Source organism: Eubacterium ruminantium, from assembly GCF_900167085.1.
GTDB lineage: Bacteria > Bacillota > Clostridia > Lachnospirales > Lachnospiraceae > Eubacterium_Q > Eubacterium_Q ruminantium.
In genome coordinates this window covers 45814-64254 of sequence record NZ_FUXA01000005.1, presented here as the reverse complement: position 1 = coordinate 64254, position 18441 = coordinate 45814, and the positions used below count along the sequence as shown (strand labels likewise).

At 38.9% G+C, this 18441-nt stretch carries 12 protein-coding genes; all 12 read right to left on the bottom strand.

Annotated features, from left to right (window positions below; genetic code table 11):
- Positions 1 to 15: 15 nt before the first annotated feature.
- The 12 genes from B5D25_RS03125 to ileS all read right to left on the bottom strand — a co-directional run bounded on the left by B5D25_RS03125 (position 16) and on the right by ileS (position 18401).
- The gene (locus B5D25_RS03125) at positions 16 to 765 is read right to left on the bottom strand and encodes an acyl-[acyl-carrier-protein] thioesterase (RefSeq protein WP_078786325.1); all 750 of its coding nucleotides are present in this window, start codon (positions 763 to 765) and stop codon (positions 16 to 18) included.
- An 81-nt stretch (positions 766 to 846) separates the two neighbouring features.
- Entirely contained in the window at positions 847 to 1083 is a 237-nt protein-coding gene (acpP, locus tag B5D25_RS03120; RefSeq protein WP_242870194.1) for an acyl carrier protein, read from the bottom strand.
- A 226-nt stretch (positions 1084 to 1309) separates the two neighbouring features.
- Positions 1310 to 2788: an L-fucose/L-arabinose isomerase family protein gene (locus B5D25_RS03115; RefSeq protein WP_078786323.1), complete on the bottom strand. Its 1479-nt coding sequence runs from the start codon at positions 2786 to 2788 to the stop codon at positions 1310 to 1312.
- A gap of 106 nt (positions 2789 to 2894) precedes the next feature.
- Complete coding sequence (locus tag B5D25_RS03110; protein ID WP_078786321.1) at positions 2895 to 3950, bottom strand: ABC transporter permease subunit; 1056 nt, start codon at positions 3948 to 3950, stop codon at positions 2895 to 2897.
- A gap of 3 nt (positions 3951 to 3953) precedes the next feature.
- Complete coding sequence (locus B5D25_RS03105) at positions 3954 to 5006, bottom strand: ABC transporter permease (protein ID WP_242870193.1); 1053 nt, start codon at positions 5004 to 5006, stop codon at positions 3954 to 3956.
- A complete protein-coding gene (locus tag B5D25_RS03100) occupies positions 4981 to 6534 on the bottom strand; it encodes a sugar ABC transporter ATP-binding protein (RefSeq protein ID WP_078786318.1) in 1554 nt (517 codons plus the stop codon). The genes B5D25_RS03105 and B5D25_RS03100 overlap by 26 nt, the downstream gene beginning before the upstream one ends.
- A 79-nt stretch (positions 6535 to 6613) precedes the next feature.
- A complete protein-coding gene (locus B5D25_RS03095; protein WP_242870192.1) occupies positions 6614 to 7699 on the bottom strand; it encodes an ABC transporter substrate-binding protein in 1086 nt (361 codons plus the stop codon).
- Positions 7700 to 7943: 244 nt separating this feature from the next.
- Complete coding sequence (locus B5D25_RS03090) at positions 7944 to 9008, bottom strand: ABC transporter substrate-binding protein (protein WP_078786316.1); 1065 nt, start codon at positions 9006 to 9008, stop codon at positions 7944 to 7946.
- Positions 9009 to 9067: 59 nt separating this feature from the next.
- Positions 9068 to 10465: a sensor histidine kinase gene (locus B5D25_RS03085; RefSeq protein ID WP_143000643.1), complete on the bottom strand. Its 1398-nt coding sequence runs from the start codon at positions 10463 to 10465 to the stop codon at positions 9068 to 9070.
- 77 nt (positions 10466 to 10542) lie between these two features.
- Entirely contained in the window at positions 10543 to 12222 is a 1680-nt protein-coding gene (locus B5D25_RS03080; RefSeq protein ID WP_078786313.1) for a response regulator, read from the bottom strand.
- Positions 12223 to 12503: 281 nt separating this feature from the next.
- Complete coding sequence (locus tag B5D25_RS03075; protein WP_090168676.1) at positions 12504 to 14960, bottom strand: glycogen/starch/alpha-glucan family phosphorylase; 2457 nt, start codon at positions 14958 to 14960, stop codon at positions 12504 to 12506.
- Positions 14961 to 15170: 210 nt separating this feature from the next.
- On the bottom strand, positions 15171 to 18401 hold the full coding sequence (gene ileS / locus B5D25_RS03070) for an isoleucine--tRNA ligase (RefSeq protein WP_078786310.1): 3231 nt from the start codon (positions 18399 to 18401) through the stop codon (positions 15171 to 15173).
- Positions 18402 to 18441 lie beyond the last annotated feature (40 nt).

Below are 18441 nucleotides of genomic sequence, written 5' to 3'. Positions count from 1 at the left end.
CTGTAAATATTTCATTTAATCCGAAAGTGTAAGTTCCACGATCAGTTTTGAATTACCTTCATCATCCTTTAAAACCACATAAATAATCTTATCTTCCATACCGACATAAGGATAAATTACATCTCCAAGTACCGATTGTAATTTGTACTCCGCTCTGATTTCCGCTATGTCATTCAAAGATACCGAAGAATCTGCTTCTTCATTGATCAGATACTCACTGACGGCAGACATTGCGAGCTCCATATATTCGCCATTATTAACATGATGATTCGTATCAAGATTGCCGGCTGTAACCTTTATCGGATCAGTTGCCGTCATTTCACCCGGAACTTTTATCTTCCCCTTTTTGAATTCAGCATCCAAAGGTTCCGATATACCATATGCATCGAGTTCCTCCTTGGGAATACTCTTCACCGGTTCACCCTTTTCAGTATCCACATATGCCCATCTTGAAAATGAATATATCAGTAACTCACCATCATCAGAAGTAATGGTAAAATTTCTCTCTCCAATAAAATGCCTGAAGTTACAAGCCCATGTTTTTATATGAATCTTCTCATTGAAATCCGGCCTTCTGTCTATCTTAATATGCCAGTTTATCAACATCCATGCAGTATGATTCTTATCCAGAACTTTGAGTCCTACCCCCTTTTCTTCAGCTTCAAAGGTGCAGCAATCCTGAAAATAATTAATGATGGAAACCGGACTGAGTTTCTTATCTTCAGCCAGCTCACTATATCTTACTTTTGAATCAAATTCATACATTTAATGTGTCCCCGCCTTTTTATAGTTTACGCCTCTTTTTCTGCAAAAAACTTTCCGCTGCATTTCCCGGAAAACCTTTGATTATTCCTCTACTCCCTGCTCTTTAAGTATCTTTATAATATCTTCTACAGTTTCAATATCATTTAATTCTTCCTGAGGGAGCTCAATATTAAATTCCTCTTCAAGAACCATAATAAGGTTATAAAGATCAAGCGAATCTACAGCAAGATCATCTCTAAGTAATGTATCTGTAGAAATCTCCTGTGGCTGAACACCAAGCTGCTCTGCCATAATCGTAACAAGTTTATCAAAAATCATATAATAATACTCCTTTAAGCAGATAATTTTATCTTACTCTCATAACATTACAACAGTGAAAATATGATGTCAATATCAGCCGCAATCAGCTTTTTTACACGAAAAAAGCACCTGCCATAAAGACAGATGCATTTCCCATATAATCCGTAAGTTCTATCCGGTATAGCAACCCCTGCGAAAGGGATTGTCATACCGTGTAAGATAAAAACATAGCTTTCAATAAAAATTATGCAAATGGATTCTCTGACTTGTAAAGTGTTCCTGCCGGATGGTTGTAATCGATCTCATCGAACTTAACTCCGAGGAATTTGAATACATCAAAGAGAAGCTTTCCATTGTGATGGAATGTGATAGCTGCATGATGTGGATAATTCTTCTGTACAAGTACGTGACGATAGAAACGTCCCATCTCAGGAATAGCAAAGATTCCGATAGCACCGAATGATCTTGTTCTTACAGGAAGAATTTCTCCTTCTGCAACGTAAGCACGAAGCTTTCCGTCTGATGTGCTCTGAAGTCTGAAGATTGTAGCATCACCAGGGATAAGATCTCCTTCAAGTGTACCATTTGTAACTTCTACAGGAAGTGAACGAGCCATAATCTTCTGGTTTCTCATCTCGCAGAATGCAAGCTTATCTGTAGCTGTATTTCCGCAGTGGAATCCCATGAATGTATCTGTGATCTTGTAATCATACTTGAACTTGCCCTTGATCTCTTCTTCATACATATCCTTAGGAACTGTATTGTTGATATCAAGAAGTGTTACGATATCTTCACTTACAAGCTGTCCGATGTACTCTGAAAGAGCACCATAAATATCAACTTCGCAAGAAACAGGAATTCCATCTTTTGTAAGACGGCTGTTTACGTAGCAAGGAACACACTTGAACTGTGTCTGGAATGCTGGCCAGCACTTACCTGCAACGATAACATTTCCTCTGCTTCCCTTGTGATCCTTGATCCAGTCACGAAGAGTAAGTTCGTACTGAGCAAGTCTTGAAAGAATTTCAGGCTTCTTGTTACCTGCTCCAAGTTCCTTAGCCATATCTTCAACTACTGCAGGGATTCTCTCATCACCTTCATGCTTGTTGAATGCTTCGAAAAGGTCAAGCTCTGAGTTCTCTTCAATCTCTACACCGAGATTGTAAAGCTGCTTGATTGGTGCATTACATGCAAGGAAGTCCTGAGGTCTTGGACCAAAGCTGATGATCTTGAGATCGTTAAGAGCTACTTTAACTCTTGCTACTTTCTCGAAATCATTGATCATATCTGCACATTCCTCTGCATCACCAACCGGATACTCTGGAATATATGCGCGAAGATTACGAAGCTTAAGGTTGTAGCTTGCATTAAGCATACCACAGTAAGCATCTCCTCTGTCATCAAGAAGGCTGTCACCAGACTCCTCAGCTGCAGCGATGATAGCTGATGGTCCCTGGAATTCCTTAACAAGAAGTGTTTCACTTGATTCAGGTCCAAAGTTTCCAAGGAATACTACAAGAGAGTTAACTCCTGCCGCATTAACGTCAGCAAGTGCCTTTCTCATATCTACTTCGTTCTCGATTGTTACCTTACATTCATAAATGTCGCCATACTTCTTCTTGTATGCAGCAACAACTGCCTCTCTTCTTCTTTCTGAAAGACTCATTGGGAAACAGTCTCTACTTACTGCAACAATACCTAATTTAACTTCTGGTAATTTCATTAAAAATATATCCTCCCTTACTTATCTCAGTCAAACTCCGCAATTTTTCTGAGAAATTATTATAAATAACATAATACAATATTTTGAAGAATTAAGCAATAAATCTTTACTTCAACAGACGTTTTTTCTTTGCTATAACAACCGACTGTATTACAAGGAAAATGCATAACATGGCAGCTATGGTTATTCCTGTCCACCAAGGCTGATCAAGGCCCGCTGAAGATACGATATTCTTGATGGTTGCAAGAGAAAGAACACCGAAAAATGTACCGATCGTATTTCCGACTCCACCTGTAAGCATCGTTCCTCCTATGATGGATGACGCAATAGCATTCATTTCCATTCCGCTGGCATGCAGTGCCGATCCGGAACCAACGTGCATGAAGTAAACAAATCCTGCCACTCCTGCAAGAAGACCACAAATAAGATGAGCGAGGAATTTTGTTCTCTTAACATTTACACCGAGCATAAGTGCACTCTGGTTATTTCCTCCGACTGCGTAAAATCCTCTTCCGAGCTTAGTCCATTTAAGAACTACAAAGAAGATCAAAACAGTAAGAATAGCCACGATAACACCTATTTCAACATAAGCATTTACATATTTACCGATCTTATTGACCGATCCGAATCCCGGAACATTGATTCTTGTATTTTTAAGTTCAAGGAACTCTTTATTCTTAACATTAAATGATGCTGTATGAACTATGGTTGTCATACCTCTCGCAAAGAACATTCCCGCCAGAGTAACAATAAACGGCTGTATTTCCAGATATGCTACCAAAAAGCCCTGGACAAGTCCGAATGCAAGACCTATAGCAAGGGAGATTCCTATAGCCCCGAGTATACTACCGCCATGATAATCAAGATATACGGCGCAACTCATACTTACAAGAGCAACAACACCACCAACAGAAATATCGATCCCACCACTTATCATGACGATACTAAGGCCCACGGAGGTAATAATGAGCGGTGCATCGGAGTTCAGGATATTAAAGAACGTCTGGGGCTTAAGGAATCCTTTCCCTTGAAAACACATAGCTCCTATATACATCATAAAAAATATAACTATCGTAATTGTGAGAAGTATATTCGTATCACTTGCTGATGCGAATCTCCTGCCAAATCCGGAAGCATTACCCTTTTTTGTTTTTTCTTTCATTTTTTATGCCTCCTTCTTCTTAAGTATTTTTGCTTTAAGTCCTGCAAGTTTTTTTCTTACAGTAGGTGCACTTAAAACTACAAGCATGATAACAACCACTGCTTTATATGCTGAAAGTGCATCCGAATTAACTTTGAATTTATAAAGTGTTGTTGTAAGGAACTGAATAATATAAGCTCCGAGTATTGATGCAGCCATGCTGAACTTACCGCCGCTAAGTGCATTTCCGCCAAGTGCAACAGCAAGGATAGCATCCATTTCTATATCCTTTGCAACATTCGAGTAGTTAATTGTCGCAACTCGGCTTACCTTGATAAGTCCGACAACTGCTACGCAAAGTCCGAGTATAACGAATGTAAGGAACTTCATAAACTCAGGTTTGATACCGTTGAGCTTTGAAGAATTTTCATTTATACCAACCGACTGAGTATAAAGACCGAGGGTTGTGAATTTAAGTACAAGTCCGATCACCACTATACATATGACTGCTATGAAAAATGGTGTCGGAATCGGAATCCCCGGAATAAATCCACCGAAATATTTGAAAGATGCCTGTTTGATTATAGGAAGTTCATTATTATTAATCCATGCTGCAATAGGTCGTCCAGCCGTGAACATTATAAGGGTCGCGACCATCGGTTGTATCTTGAAGTATGCAACCAGTATTCCGTTAAATGCTCCAAAGAACATAGCTACAACACACGCAACAAGAAATGCTGTTAAATAAGATGCCTGAAGAGTTTCCGGCTTCGAATTTGTACCGCAGAGAACTCTAAGGATAACACTTCCTGCTATGGCAATGGTTGCTCCGACGGAAATATCCTGTCCTCCCGTAGCCGCAGTAACAAGGGTCATTCCTATAGCAAGTATCGCAAGCTCCGAACCATTATCAAGTATCGAGATAGGATTTCCGAGTAGTACCGGATTACCTGAACTATTCTTAACAAGTGTGATCTTGAAGAATGAAGGATCGACTATGAAATTAAATACCGCAAGTGCAACAAGTGCTGCCAAAGGTATAAGCAACTGTTTATTGAACGTTCTCTTCTTCTGCACTTTCGTCACCTCCCGATTCATTATTACCTGCAATAGTTTTCATTATGCCATTCTGTGTGAGCTCTTCACCTTTAAGCTCTCCAACAACCTTTCTGTCTCGCATGACCACAAGTCTTGAACAAGTTCTAAGCATCTCGTCTGTTTCGGAAGAAATAAATGTTATACTCATTCCTTCCGATGCAAGTTTTAATACCAGTTTCTGAATATCAACCTTAGTTCCTACGTCGATACCTCTTGTAGGCTCATCAAGAATTAAATATTCAGGATGCATAAGCAGCCATCTGGCAACTATAACCTTCTGCTGATTACCACCGGAAAGCTGTTTGATCGGTGTGTCCGCAGAGGCTGTCTTAATATCAAGCAGTTTTATATATTCATCTGCTATAGCATAGGTTTCTGCCTTTTTATATGGTTTAAAGAATCCTCTTAAAACCTGAGATGCAAGGATAAGATTTTCTCTTACCGAAAGATCACCGATTATTCCGTCCGCCTTTCTGTCTTCAGGAAGATATGCTATTCCTTGTTTCATGGCATCAAGCGGTTTTGATATCTTAATTACTTTACCGTTCTTCTTAACCTTGCCTCGTATTACTCTATCTGCTCCGAATATCGCTCTTACGCATTCGCTTCGACCGGATCCGAGAAGACCTGTGAAACCATTTACCTCACCCTTTCTGATGTAGAAATCAAATGGTTTTATGCCGGCATTGGATTGAAGTCCTTCAACCTGAAATAACGGTTCTTCATCACTGATAAGCTCTTCCTCATTAGTTTCTTCTTTAATATCCGAAAGATCATCAAGTTCCTTACCAAGCATCTTCGATACAAGCTGAACTCGAGGAAGATCTTTTATCTCATATTCGCCTACAAGTTTTCCGTCTCTAAGAACCGTGATCCTGTCACATACTTCATATACCTGATCAAGGAAATGCGTAACAAATATTATTCCAACGCCTTTTGATTTAAGATCATTCATAAGACCAAAAAGCTTTTTAACTTCACTGTCATCCAGAGATGATGTAGGCTCATCAAGAATAAGCACCTTGCATTCCATATCCACCGCTCTTGCAATGGCAACCATCTGCTGAACCGCCAGAGAACAGCTTGCAAGCTGCTGACTTGCTCTGGCCGGAATATCCAGAGATTTCAGGATCTTATCCGCCGCCTTATTCATTTTTCTCCAGTTAGTCAGACAACCTTTTGTTCTGCCTATAAACATATTCTCTGCCACGGTGAGATTCGGACAAAGTGTTATTTCCTGATATACAGTACTGATACCAAGATTCTGAGCATCCTGTGGTGAATGAATATGAACTTCACCTTCATTTTCCTTTAGAAAGATGCTTCCTTCTTCTTTCTCATAAACACCTGTGATAACTTTGATAAGTGTTGATTTTCCCGCTCCGTTTTCACCCATCAAAGCATGTATCTCGCCCTCTCTCAGTGTAAAATCAACACCCTGAAGAGCTTTGACACCCGGGAAGGTTTTATGAATATCATGTAATTCCAAAACAGCCTTTTCTTTCACTGTTCCACCTCCAAATGATACTTTTAAAAAAAGGAGAGTGTAACATCCATGTGTTGCACCCTCCCAAAAAAGTCATAGATTAAATACCGTTATCATCTATATCCTGCTGTGTAATAGTTGATGCATCAAAACCTTTTTCATCCATAATGATGACCTTTTCTGCAGGTTCATTTCCTGACTCAATAGTCTTGATTACTTCATCAATATATTTTGCCTGGAAAGGATTACACTGACCATCATAATTCCAGTTCTGCTTAAGAAGTTCTTCAAGTGCCCATGTATTACAGTCAAAGCTGATTATTACAACATCCTTACCAACACCATGTGAGATATTTGCTTTATCAAGGGCTTCAACAGCACCTCTTGCCATATCATCATTTTCAGCGTAAATTACGTTAAATTTTGTATCTGAATCTATTACAGACTGAACAATCTGCTGAGCCTTCTCTGCGTTCCACTCTGCTGTCTGCTCTGAAACGATGTTCCATCCTTTTTCTTCTGCAACTCTTGTAAGTGCTCCTGATCTACCCTGCTGAGCTGCAGAACCCATAACACCCTGAAGATGAAGAATGTTATATTCACTGAGGTTCTGATTTACAAGCCACTCAACAGCCTGCTCACCTTCTTTATTCATGTCCGAAACGATTGATGCAGCATAGAGACTTGGGTCAGCATCAATAGTACGATCATAGAGGATAACTCTGATCCCTGCATCCTGTGCATCCTGTAAAACTCCGTCCCATCCAGATGTATCAGCTGCTGAAAGAAGAAGATAATCAACGTCATCCTGGATGAACTTCTGAGCTGCCGCAATCTGTTCATCATTCTTTAAGCTGTAAGCAAATGAAGGATCATATCCGTTTTCTTTACAGAACATAGCTTTAAGATCTTTATCATTTGCTGTACGGTATCCGGACTCATTAGGGTCATTATTGATGATACCAACCTTTATAAGCTTTCCACTGTCTGCCGGTTTAGCCTCTGTTGTCTGTGTCTCAGTTCCCGGAGCCTCTGTAGCATCCGGTTTTGCAGCTTCAGTAACTTTAGGCTCATCCTGTTTTGCTGTTGTCGTTTCCTTGTCTTCGCTCTTACCGCATGCACCAAATGAAAGTACCATGGATGCTGCCATGAACGTTGCAACCATTTTTCTCTTAAATTTTCTCATGTAAAAAACCTCCGTTATTGATATACTTTTTCGAAAAAAACTTATTTAAGCAAAATTGTGGGGGAGCTTATTCTAAGCTTTTTCCGAAACCAACTTTATATGCTGGTGTAAATATATCAAACGACGAAGGTTTGTTATACGGAATATCTTTTGAAGTTTTTTCAATTTATCACGTAATTATCTTTAGATAAAATTTCAGATTAATTTTTGTTTTGCTTTTTTATTAAAAGTTAGATTTTTTATTTTAGTATTCACGATCGGCTATTATATCTTCCGTAAGTGTTGTGATCTCATAATCACCATCACGGAGCTTTACGGTTTTTACTGTCTGATCCATCGAAAATGCCCTTTCTTTAACATATGTATAACGATGGAATTCATCACTGTTTTGAACCTTCTTAACAAGAAGCGCAACCTCTTCACCCTGAAGAGGATTACATTCAACATCAAGTGCAATCTTTCCTTCCATAACCATCTTAAGCCCTGAATGCGTTGCATCAAATGAAATGATCATGATCTCGCCGGCAGATATATTGCTTCCGACCTTTCTGCCCGACTCTTCTATAGCTTCTATCGCACCTATTGCTTCATTGTCATTTTCACAATAGACAACATTCATATCTTTATATTTATTCAAAAGATTACTTACGACTTCTTTAGCCTTAGCCTGGGTATAATCCGCCGGCACCTGTTCAAGAAGATTCCATCCATACTTTTCACAAGCATTTTTAAGCCCGTCGGAACGCTCTATCTGTGCTGTTGCCCCAAGGGTTCCCTGAATATCAACTATAAAGAGTTCTTCCGGTTTTATACCATTACTTTCGGTATAGCTTTTTAACCACTCGCAGGCTATGGAAGCTTCTTTTCTAAAATCCGAACCAACCCACGCTGTAACAAGTCTTGTGTCCTGAACATTAACCCTTCTGTCTACGACAATAACAGGTATTCCCGCATCCTTTGCTTCCTGTAGAACCGTGTCCCATCCGTCTTCCATAACAGGCGCAAGCACGATACAATCCTTCTCCTGCTGGATAAATTTTCGCATGGCTATAAATTGCTTATCCTGTTTTTGCTGAGCATCATCAAATGTCAGATTAAAACCATTTTCATTTGAAAGACTGTTACGTATGGATTCGGTATTGGCGATCCTCCAATCAGATTCTGCGCCCAACTGAGAAAATCCAACATCTATCAATGTCTGTTCACTTGTTTTTTCTTCCGCATCACTCTTCTTACCGCATCCTGTAAGAACAGTTGCCATAAGAGAAAACATGACCATACATCCGATCAATTTTTTTCTTTTAATCATATCTGATATTTATAGTGCCCGTCATCAAAACGGTTCATTCCCTTTCTCCAAAAAATACATTATTCCGTCTCATCTTTCTTATATTTCGGAATTCTGACTGTTACAGTTGTGCCCTCATCATATCGGCTGTCCACCGTCATGCCATACTCTTTTCCGTAAAGCATCTCAAGTCTCTTCTCAACATTAGCCATTCCGAATCCTCTTTGTTCATCCAGAACTATCTCTCCGGAAATAAGTTTTCTGAGACGTTCAAGCCCTTCTTCATTCATTCCGATACCATTATCTTCAACGACGAATACAATATCATCTCCATCCTTCTTTCCTGTGACAGTGATCTTTCCGCCGCCTCTTTTATTCTTGATACCGTGGTAAAGCGCATTTTCAACTATAGGCTGAAGTGTAAGCTTTTGAATATGGTAATCAAGTATATCTTCCTCAAAATCAATTGAGTAATCCAGTATATCCTGGTATCTGTATCTCTGAATCTCAAGATAATTCTTGATATGTTCTCTTTCATTTCCAACCGTTATCTCTCTCTGTCCTTTACTTAATGAGATACGGAAAAAGCTGGACAGTTCCTGAATAACCTGAATAGCCTTCTGATTTTCGCCGGCTTCGGTCATCCATATTATAGCATCCAAAGTATTATACAGGAAATGCGGATTGATCTGTTCCTGAAGTAGTCTGAGTTCCGCATCCTTTGCATTTTCCTGCTCTCTATGGATATCTTCTACAAGTATCTTGATCTCCTTAACCATGCTGTTGAAACTCTCTGCAAGAGTTCTCATTTCATCATTACTTTCAGTATGATATGAGACCGTAAAATCTCCTCCCGCGAATTTCTCAGTCATATCACATAATTCTGTGATTGGCTCCGTGATCCTTTGCGATAATTTTCTGGAACATACAAATATAAATATGATCGTAAGAAGAAGGAGTATGGCCAGAATCCTGATAGTATTTAAAAGACTCTTCTCAGCTTTGATTCGGAGGATCTCCATATTCTCCGCTTCATCATAGATATACTGCTGAATATCTTCCTGTATCAGTGATGTAAGGGTCCGGATGTTCATATCGAGCATATTCATATTCTCATCATAATGCCCGCCAACCTGCACATTTACAAGGATATCATCAACTCTTTCATCAAGTATTCCCAGAAGTTTTATAAGCGCCGCCAGGTCCATTCTTACATTTTCCTTCACGGATTTTGATCTCAGTTTTTCAAAATGCTCCCTTGCCTCACGTATCAAAGCTTTTGGATCTTCATTTTCAAGCTTCTTCTCAGGATCGGTCCAGTTCGCATTTCCTATGATTATCCTGTACATCATTTCATCCATGGAATACTTAAAGCTCATGTTATATTTATTAACGCTGGTGATATTCTTAACAAGCCTGTCGTAGTTACGGGTATATTTCACAAGCCTTACTACTGCGAATCCGAAAAGGACTATCATCGGAATTCCGCATATCCATATATATAATATTAACTTGGATTGTATCTTGCTGATCTTTCTTTTTTTCTTACCGGCACTCAAGATTCTTTCTTAACCCTTCTATACTCTTTCGGGGATATTCCCTGAGTTTTCTTGAAAATATAACTGAAGTAATGAGGATCTTTATATCCCACTTCAAAACCTATTTCCGATGTTTTAACTGCTGTGCATGTCAGAAGTTCCTTAGCTCTGTCCATACGAACAGTTGTAAGATAATCTATAAATGTCTCGCCCGTTTCTTTCCTGAAAATAGTGCTGAAATGATTCGAGCTGATATTTACATTTAAGGCAACCGACTGGAGTGACATTTCATCATTCTGATAATTTTCCTGAATGTATTTCTTCGCCTTATCTATAACTTCTGTATATTTCTTGTCCGAAATCTTATTTCTGTATTCAATAACCTTCTTAAGAAGCGTTGAAATGTATTCTCTCGCTCTGTCCGACGAATCAACATCTTTTATAGTCTCACTAAGGTCGCCGAGAATCTCGGACGATTTCTCCTTATCAACTCCGAGACTTTCAAGAAGCGCAGCCGAACTAAGAAGGGATTCAACCAGAACATACTGACGTATTATCGTAGACTCGGTAGCTTCCTTTCCTATACTCTCAAAGTATTCATCCACAAGATCGTCAACCTCTGAAAGAGTACCGCTTCGCAGAAAATGAAATATCGTCTTCTTCGAGATCATCCTAATATCGATGGCACCTATATCAAGTTTGCTCAGATCGAAATCTTCAGGACCTATGGCATCCTTATCTATCTCCTCACCGAATCTTCCGCTTACAGGGAAATCATCTCCGCAGAATACAAAGCTGTCTTCGCACATATATCTCTCTGCAAACTTCCTGTTCGCATCAGCGTAAGAGATATTTACATCTCGTATTCTTTCAACAATCTTTCCTATGGAAATGAAATAAATATTATCCTTATAGTTATCCATAAGGGATTTCATATTGGCAATTATATTATTGATATTTTCTTCTATCTCATTTATGGAATCTGCCTTTTCAAGGAGACACAGAACATCTCCCACCTGCTCATAAGGATATACATGACTTTCTCCATCATAGATTTCCTTGATCTTTCCGTATATCTCTTCACTCACGCCGGAATATTCGTTTGCATCTATCTTATCCGGCTCTTTCGGAAATACCTGTATAAGAATGATGCTGTAAAAAGGAGCTGTAATATCAATCCCAAGTTCTTTACCTGTTGCTATGGATTCCTGAACGGAAATCTTGCCGTTGATCATATCATGCATAAACTTCTGACGCTCAAGTATACGGATTTCCTCCATATCCTTCATGTACTTCTGTCTTGCTTTTTCTTCCTTCTTCCTGCTGCTTATAACATCGGAAATCTTACCTAATTCCTGAAGAAGATTATCACCTGAAACAGGCTTCAAAATATATTCATCAACACCAATGCTTATAGCTTCCTTGGCATAATTAAAATCATCATATCCGCTTAAAACGAGGATTCTGATATCCGGAATTTCCGCTTTTACAACCCTTGCCAGTTCCAGCCCATCCATAAAAGGCATACGAATATCTGTAATCAGTATATCCGGCCTGGTCTTCAGGATCTTCGGAAATGCAATCTCTCCGTCTCCTGCTTCACCAACAAGTGTAAATCCATGTTCTTCCCAGTTAACCGACTTCTTTATTCCTTCTCTGATAGCAAATTCATCTTCAACTAAAAATACTTTTATCATATTTTTCTCCTGTCCCTTATCAACAGAACGGCATACTAAATCACCATGTATTTTATCATCAAAACAAGGTTAATAAAATTAAATATATTATTTAATTCGTTAGATTTTTTACTATGTTGGCTATCACTCCGTAAAATATCATACAAAAGATCCGGGTATTTCGAGATGCATCTTAACGGAGTGATTTTTACTTTACAGAAAACACTTTTTCCCATAAAGCAAAAAACGTAGCAGCCATTACAGCTGCTACGCTCATTAAATACACGCATTAAATATGCTCATTATTTTGTTTTGGTATTCTTCTTAGGAAGATCAACTTTGATCTTCTTAAGATGCCAGATATCTTTAACATACTCTTCAATGGTTCTGTCAGATGAGAATTTACCTGCACATGCAGTATTCATCATTGCCATTCTGGCCCATGCGGAAGTATCTCTATATGCAGCATCTACTCTTCTCTGAGCTTCTGCATAAGAATCGAAATCTTTAAGTATGAAATAAATATCCTCTTTTGTAAGAGCATCATAAAGATCTCTGAATCTTTCAGGATCATCAGGCGAATACATACCATTTATAAGCTGAGTAAGAACACGTCTTACATTCTGATTTGAGTTATAAATATCCCAAGGATTATAACCGCCCTCACGCTCATATTTCATAACTTCGTCAGCTGAAAGTCCGAAAATAAATGCATTTTCAGCGCCTACTTCTTCGACGATCTCAACATTTGCTCCGTCCATTGTTCCGAGAGTAGGAGCACCGTTAAGCATGAATTTCATATTACCTGTACCTGATGCCTCTCTTGAAGCAGTAGATATCTGCTCTGAAACATCTGCTGCCGCAACGATAATCTCGGCATTTGATACTCTGTAATCCTCTATAAATACAACCTTGATCTTACCTTCTATAGATGCATCATTATTAATAACATCCGCAACGGCATTGATAAGCTTTATAGTAAGCTTTGCTCTCTTATATCCTGCCGCAGCCTTTGCTCCGAAGATAAATGTTCTAGGATACATATCCATATCAGGATTTTCTTTAAGCTCGCTGTAAAGATGCATAACATGAAGTATATTGAGAAGCTGTCTCTTGTACTCATGAAGTCTCTTGATCTGTACATCAAATATAGAATCAGGATCAACATCGATACCGTTATTCTCCTTGATATACTTAGCAAGTCGAAGCTTATTCTGATATTTAATATTCATAAATTCCTGCTGATATTTAGGATCATCAACAAGAACTTTAACCTTGCTTATCTGCGAAAGATCTGTTATCCAGCCTTCACCGATATTCTCATTTAACCACTTGGCAAGAAGAGGATTTCCGTGTGCAAGGAATCTTCTCTGAGTGATACCATTTGTCTTATTATTGAACTGCTCAGGTCTCATCTCATAGAAGTCTTTTAATTCTCTCTTCTTAAGAATCTCTGTATGAAGTTTAGCAACACCATTTACAGAGAAGGAACCTGCTATTGCAAGATGAGCCATCTTAACCTGCCCGTCGTAAAGTATTGCCATTGATTTAATCTTATCCTGATTGCCCGGATACAATTCCTGAATCTTTAAGACAAATCTTCTGTTGATCTCTTCAACAATCTGATATACACGTGGAAGTAATCTGCTGAAAAGTTCGATAGGCCACTTTTCAAGAGCTTCCGACATGATCGTATGATTGGTATATGCACAAGAATGAGTTGTGATATCCCATGCTTCATCCCAGTCAAGTCCTTCTTCATCCATGAGGATTCTCATAAGCTCAGCAACACAAACTGTCGGATGAGTATCATTCAGCTGGAATACAACCTTTTCAGGGAGGTTATGAATATCATCATTTGTCTCCTTGAACTTAAGGATTGCACTCTGAACTGATGCAGAAATGAAGAAATACTGCTGCTTAAGTCTAAGTTCCTTTCCTGAAATATGATTATCATTTGGATAAAGAACTTCAACAAGAGTTCTGGCAAGATTTGCCTGCTCAACAGCCTTTGAATATTCACCCTTATCAAATGATTCAAGGTTGAATTCCTGAGAAGCTTCTGCATCCCAGATTCTAAGTGTATTTACAACATTATTTCCATATCCGACAACAGGAAGATCATATGGAACCGCACGGATTGCACTATATCCTTCCTGTATGAAATGATTTCTTCCTTCCTTCTGCTCAACTCTTACATATCCGCCAAACTTAACTTCTACAGCGTATTCTGCACGTTTTACTTCAAAAGGATAGCCATTTATAAGCCAATCATCCGGAACTTCGTACTGATATCCGTCTTTGATCTTCTGCTTGAACATACCATATCTGTAACGGATTCCACATCCATATGCAGGATAGCCGAGAGTCGAAAGTGAATCAAGGAAACATGCTGCAAGACGACCAAGACCACCATTTCCAAGTGCGGGATCTCTTTCCTGATCTTCAATAAAATCCATGTCGAATCCCATTTCTTCAAGCGCTTCTTTAATCTGTGGATAGTATCCAAGACTGAGGATATTATTACCTAAAAGTCTTCCGATAAGGAATTCCATCGAAAGGTAATAAACCTTCTTGGCATTCTGCTTCTTGTATTCCTTATGAGTCTCTATCCATCTGTCGATAATATCATCTTTTACCGAATAAGCTACTGCCTGATAAATCATTTGCGGTGTAGCCTCTTCTATATCCCTCCTGTAGAGAATTTTGACATTATTCTTAACTTCCGTTTTAAAACTTTCTTTGTCAAAATCTGCCATCTTCTTCATAGTCCCCTACCTCCTTCTATATATTACATTCTATAATATACTTTTTTTTCGGATTTAACCATATAAACTTTTTGCTTTATTTGCAAAATCGCGAAAATTTTATCTTAAAAACCACGAAAAAAGGCACTGTTTACATGAACAGCGCCTTTGCTTTTCGTTAAATAAAATTTATTTAATTAATGGATTTAATATATAAATATATTAAACTCTTTCGACACCCATCTTAACGTCTTCACCATTGATATTCCAATCTTTGATGAATCCCTGCATATCAGTGTCAGAAATATCATCTGCAAGAACTGCAGTCTTTATAACATCTGCATTTGAAGAGATAACTTCTTTGATCTTATCATTATCTGCAACAAATACTTTAATTCTGTCAGTTACATCGAAATCAGCCTCTTTACGCATTGACTGAATCTTTGAAATGATCTCTCTTACATAACCTTCTTCAATAAGTTCAGGTGTAAGCTTTGTATCAAGAACTACAGTTACGTAGTTATCACCTTCTGTTACATAATCATCTGATTTTGCAACATCGATGAGAAGATCTTCTTCTGCAAGTGCTATCTCTTCACCATTTACAGTAAACTTAAGCACGCCTTCTGACTTGAGTGTATTCATTGCTTCGCTTCCGTTTACGTTAGCAAGATATTCCTTGATTCCGCCAAGGAACTTACCATACTTAGGACCAACTGTTCTAAGCTGTGGCTTGAAGATATATGTTGAAAATTCAGATACATCATCCTTCCACTCAACATTCTTTATATTGAGCTCATCCTTGATGATATCAACAAAGAATTCAGGAAGAACCTTGTCTGACTTAATGAACATATTTGCGATTGGCTGTCTGTTCTTGATATTAGAAGTATTTCTTGCTGCACGTCCGAATACAACGCACTTAAGAACTTCTTCCATATTCTCCTCAAGTTCCTTATCGATAAAGCTTTCCTCAACCTCAGGGAAATCACAAAGGTGAATACTGAGTGGAGCATCCTTATCAAGATTTCTTACAAGATTCTGATAGATACTCTCTGTAAGGAATGGAACCATAGGAGCAGCAACTGTTGAAATAGTAACAAGTGCTGTATAAAGTGTCATGTAAGCATTTATCTTGTCCTGAGGCATATCCTTAACCCAATATCTCTCACGACAACGTCTTACATACCAGTTACTCATATCATCAACAAATTCCGCAAGAACCTTTGCTGCTTCAGGAATTCTGTAATTGCCAAGCTGTTCATCAAATGACTTAACTGCTGAATTAAGCTTACTGAGAAGCCACTTATCCATAACAGAAAGCTTGTCATATTCAAGGCTGTAATCAAGCGGATTGAACTGATCTATCTCTGCATAAAGTGTGTAGAATGCATATGTATTCCAAAGAGTTCCCATGAACTTTCTCTGGCCTTCAAGTACTGCATCTTCATGGAAACGGTTAGGAAGCCATGGAGCTGAATTAGTATAGAAGTACCATCTTATAGCATCTGCACCATACTTACCGAGTGCCTCCATAGGATCAACTGCATTTCCTTTTGACTTACTCATCTTAAGACCATCTTTATCCTGAACATGTCCAAGAACGATAACGTTCTTATATGGAGCCTTGTTGAAAAGAAGTGTTGACTCAGCCATAAGTGAATAGAACCATCCTCTTGTCTGATCAACCGCTTCAGAGATAAAGTCTGCCGGGAAATTATCCTCGAAGATTTCCTTATTCTCAAATGGATAATGCCACTGAGCAAATGGCATAGCACCTGAATCGAACCAGCAGTCGATAACTTCAGGAACACGTCTCATTGGTGCACCTGACTCAGGATCGTCAATTATTACTTCATCAACAAATGGTCTGTGAAGCTCGATATCTTCAGGAACAGGAAGCTTCTCACCGTTTTCTCCAAGGATATAACCCTTTTCACGAAGCTCGGCAATACTTCCGATAGCTATCTGATTACCATTTTCAGAGCATTCCCAGATATTAAGAGGAGTACCCCAATAACGGTTACGAGAAATACCCCAATCCTGAACATTCTTAAGCCATTCACCAAAACGGCCTTTTCCTATACCTTCAGGTATCCAGTTAACTGTATTATTATTTGCAACCATTTCATCAGAAACAGCTGTCATCTTTATAAACCATGACTCTCTTGCATAATAGATGAGCGGTGTATCACATCTCCAGCAATGTGGATAATCATGCTCAAATTTAGGTGCTGCAAAAAGAAGTCCTCTTGATTCAAGATCAACAAGTACCTTTGGATCGGCATCCTTAACAAAGAGACCTGCAAATGGAGTCTCCTCTGTCATGTTACCTTTTCCGTCTACGAACTGGATAAACGGACCTTCATACTTACGTCCAACACGTCCGTCATCCTCACCGAATGCAGGAGCTATATGAACGATACCTGTACCGTCTTCCATTGTTACATATCCGTCGCATGCAACAAAATGAGCTTTCTTATGCTGCTTCTCAGCCTTCTCGCCTGCGCAGGCAAAAAGTGGCTCATATTCTTTATATTCAAGGTCAGAACCCTTATATCTCTCAATTATCTCATAAGCCTTGCCGTCTGCATTTGCAGTAAATTTAGCTTTTCCTTCTTTGTCCTTCTCTTCAAGAAGTCCACCGATCACCTTATCAAGAAGTGCCTCTGCAAGAACATATGTATATCCGTCAACAGCCTTAACCTTTACATAATTCTCGTCAGGATTTACGCAAAGATAGGTATTGCTCGGAAGTGTCCATGGAGTTGTTGTCCATGCAAGGAAATAATACTGCTCAGGAGCTTCAGGATCGATAGCCTTAAATCTTACGATAGCTGAACGCTCTTTAACTGTCTTATATCCCTGAGCAACCTCATGGCTTGAAAGAGGTGTACCACAACGTGGACAATATGGAACAACCTTGAATCCCTTATAAAGGAGTCCCTTATCCCAGATTGTCTTAAGTGCCCACCACTCTGATTCTATATAATCATTATGATAAGTAACATATGGATCATCCATGTCAGCCCAGAAACCAACCTTGCCGGAGAATTCCTCCCACATACTCTTATACTGCCATACTGATTCCTTACATTTTCCGATGAATGGCTCAATGCCGTATTCCTCGATCTGTTCCTTACCATTTATTCCAAGTATCTTTTCAACCTCAAGCTCAACAGGAAGTCCATGAGTATCCCATCCGGCCTTACGAATGATCTTATGTCCCTTCATTGTCTGATATCTAGGAATCATATCCTTGATAACTCTTGTAAGAACATGGCCGATATGTGGCTTTCCATTTGCCGTTGGAGGGCCGTCATAGAAAGTATAAGTAGGAAGATCTTTCTTCTCATCTATACTCTTCTCAAATACTTTGTTTTCATTCCAAAACTTCAAAACTTTGTCTTCATTTTCAGTAAAGTTCAGTTTTGTCGAAACCTTATCATACATAATTTGGATATCCTTTCTGTTTATCTAGAAATCTCACGGA

What these genes read in the sequence shown, in the direction of transcription:
- ileS (WP_078786310.1), bottom strand. Translation starts at nt 18,401, where the DNA reads ATGTATGATAAGGTTTCGACAAAACTGAACTTTACTGAAAATGAAGAC.
- B5D25_RS03110 (WP_078786321.1), bottom strand. Translation starts at nt 3,950, where the DNA reads ATGAAAGAAAAAACAAAAAAGGGTAATGCTTCCGGATTTGGCAGGAGA.
- B5D25_RS03080 (WP_078786313.1), bottom strand. Translation starts at nt 12,222, where the DNA reads ATGATAAAAGTATTTTTAGTTGAAGATGAATTTGCTATCAGAGAAGGA.
- B5D25_RS03075 (WP_090168676.1), bottom strand. Translation starts at nt 14,960, where the DNA reads ATGGCAGATTTTGACAAAGAAAGTTTTAAAACGGAAGTTAAGAATAAT.
- B5D25_RS03125 (WP_078786325.1), bottom strand. Translation starts at nt 765, where the DNA reads ATGTATGAATTTGATTCAAAAGTAAGATATAGTGAGCTGGCTGAAGAT.
- B5D25_RS03090 (WP_078786316.1), bottom strand. Translation starts at nt 9,008, where the DNA reads ATGATTAAAAGAAAAAAATTGATCGGATGTATGGTCATGTTTTCTCTT.
- B5D25_RS03085 (WP_143000643.1), bottom strand. Translation starts at nt 10,465, where the DNA reads ATGATAGTCCTTTTCGGATTCGCAGTAGTAAGGCTTGTGAAATATACC.
- acpP (WP_242870194.1), bottom strand. Translation starts at nt 1,083, where the DNA reads ATGATTTTTGATAAACTTGTTACGATTATGGCAGAGCAGCTTGGTGTT.
- B5D25_RS03115 (WP_078786323.1), bottom strand. Translation starts at nt 2,788, where the DNA reads ATGAAATTACCAGAAGTTAAATTAGGTATTGTTGCAGTAAGTAGAGAC.
- B5D25_RS03095 (WP_242870192.1), bottom strand. Translation starts at nt 7,699, where the DNA reads ATGAGAAAATTTAAGAGAAAAATGGTTGCAACGTTCATGGCAGCATCC.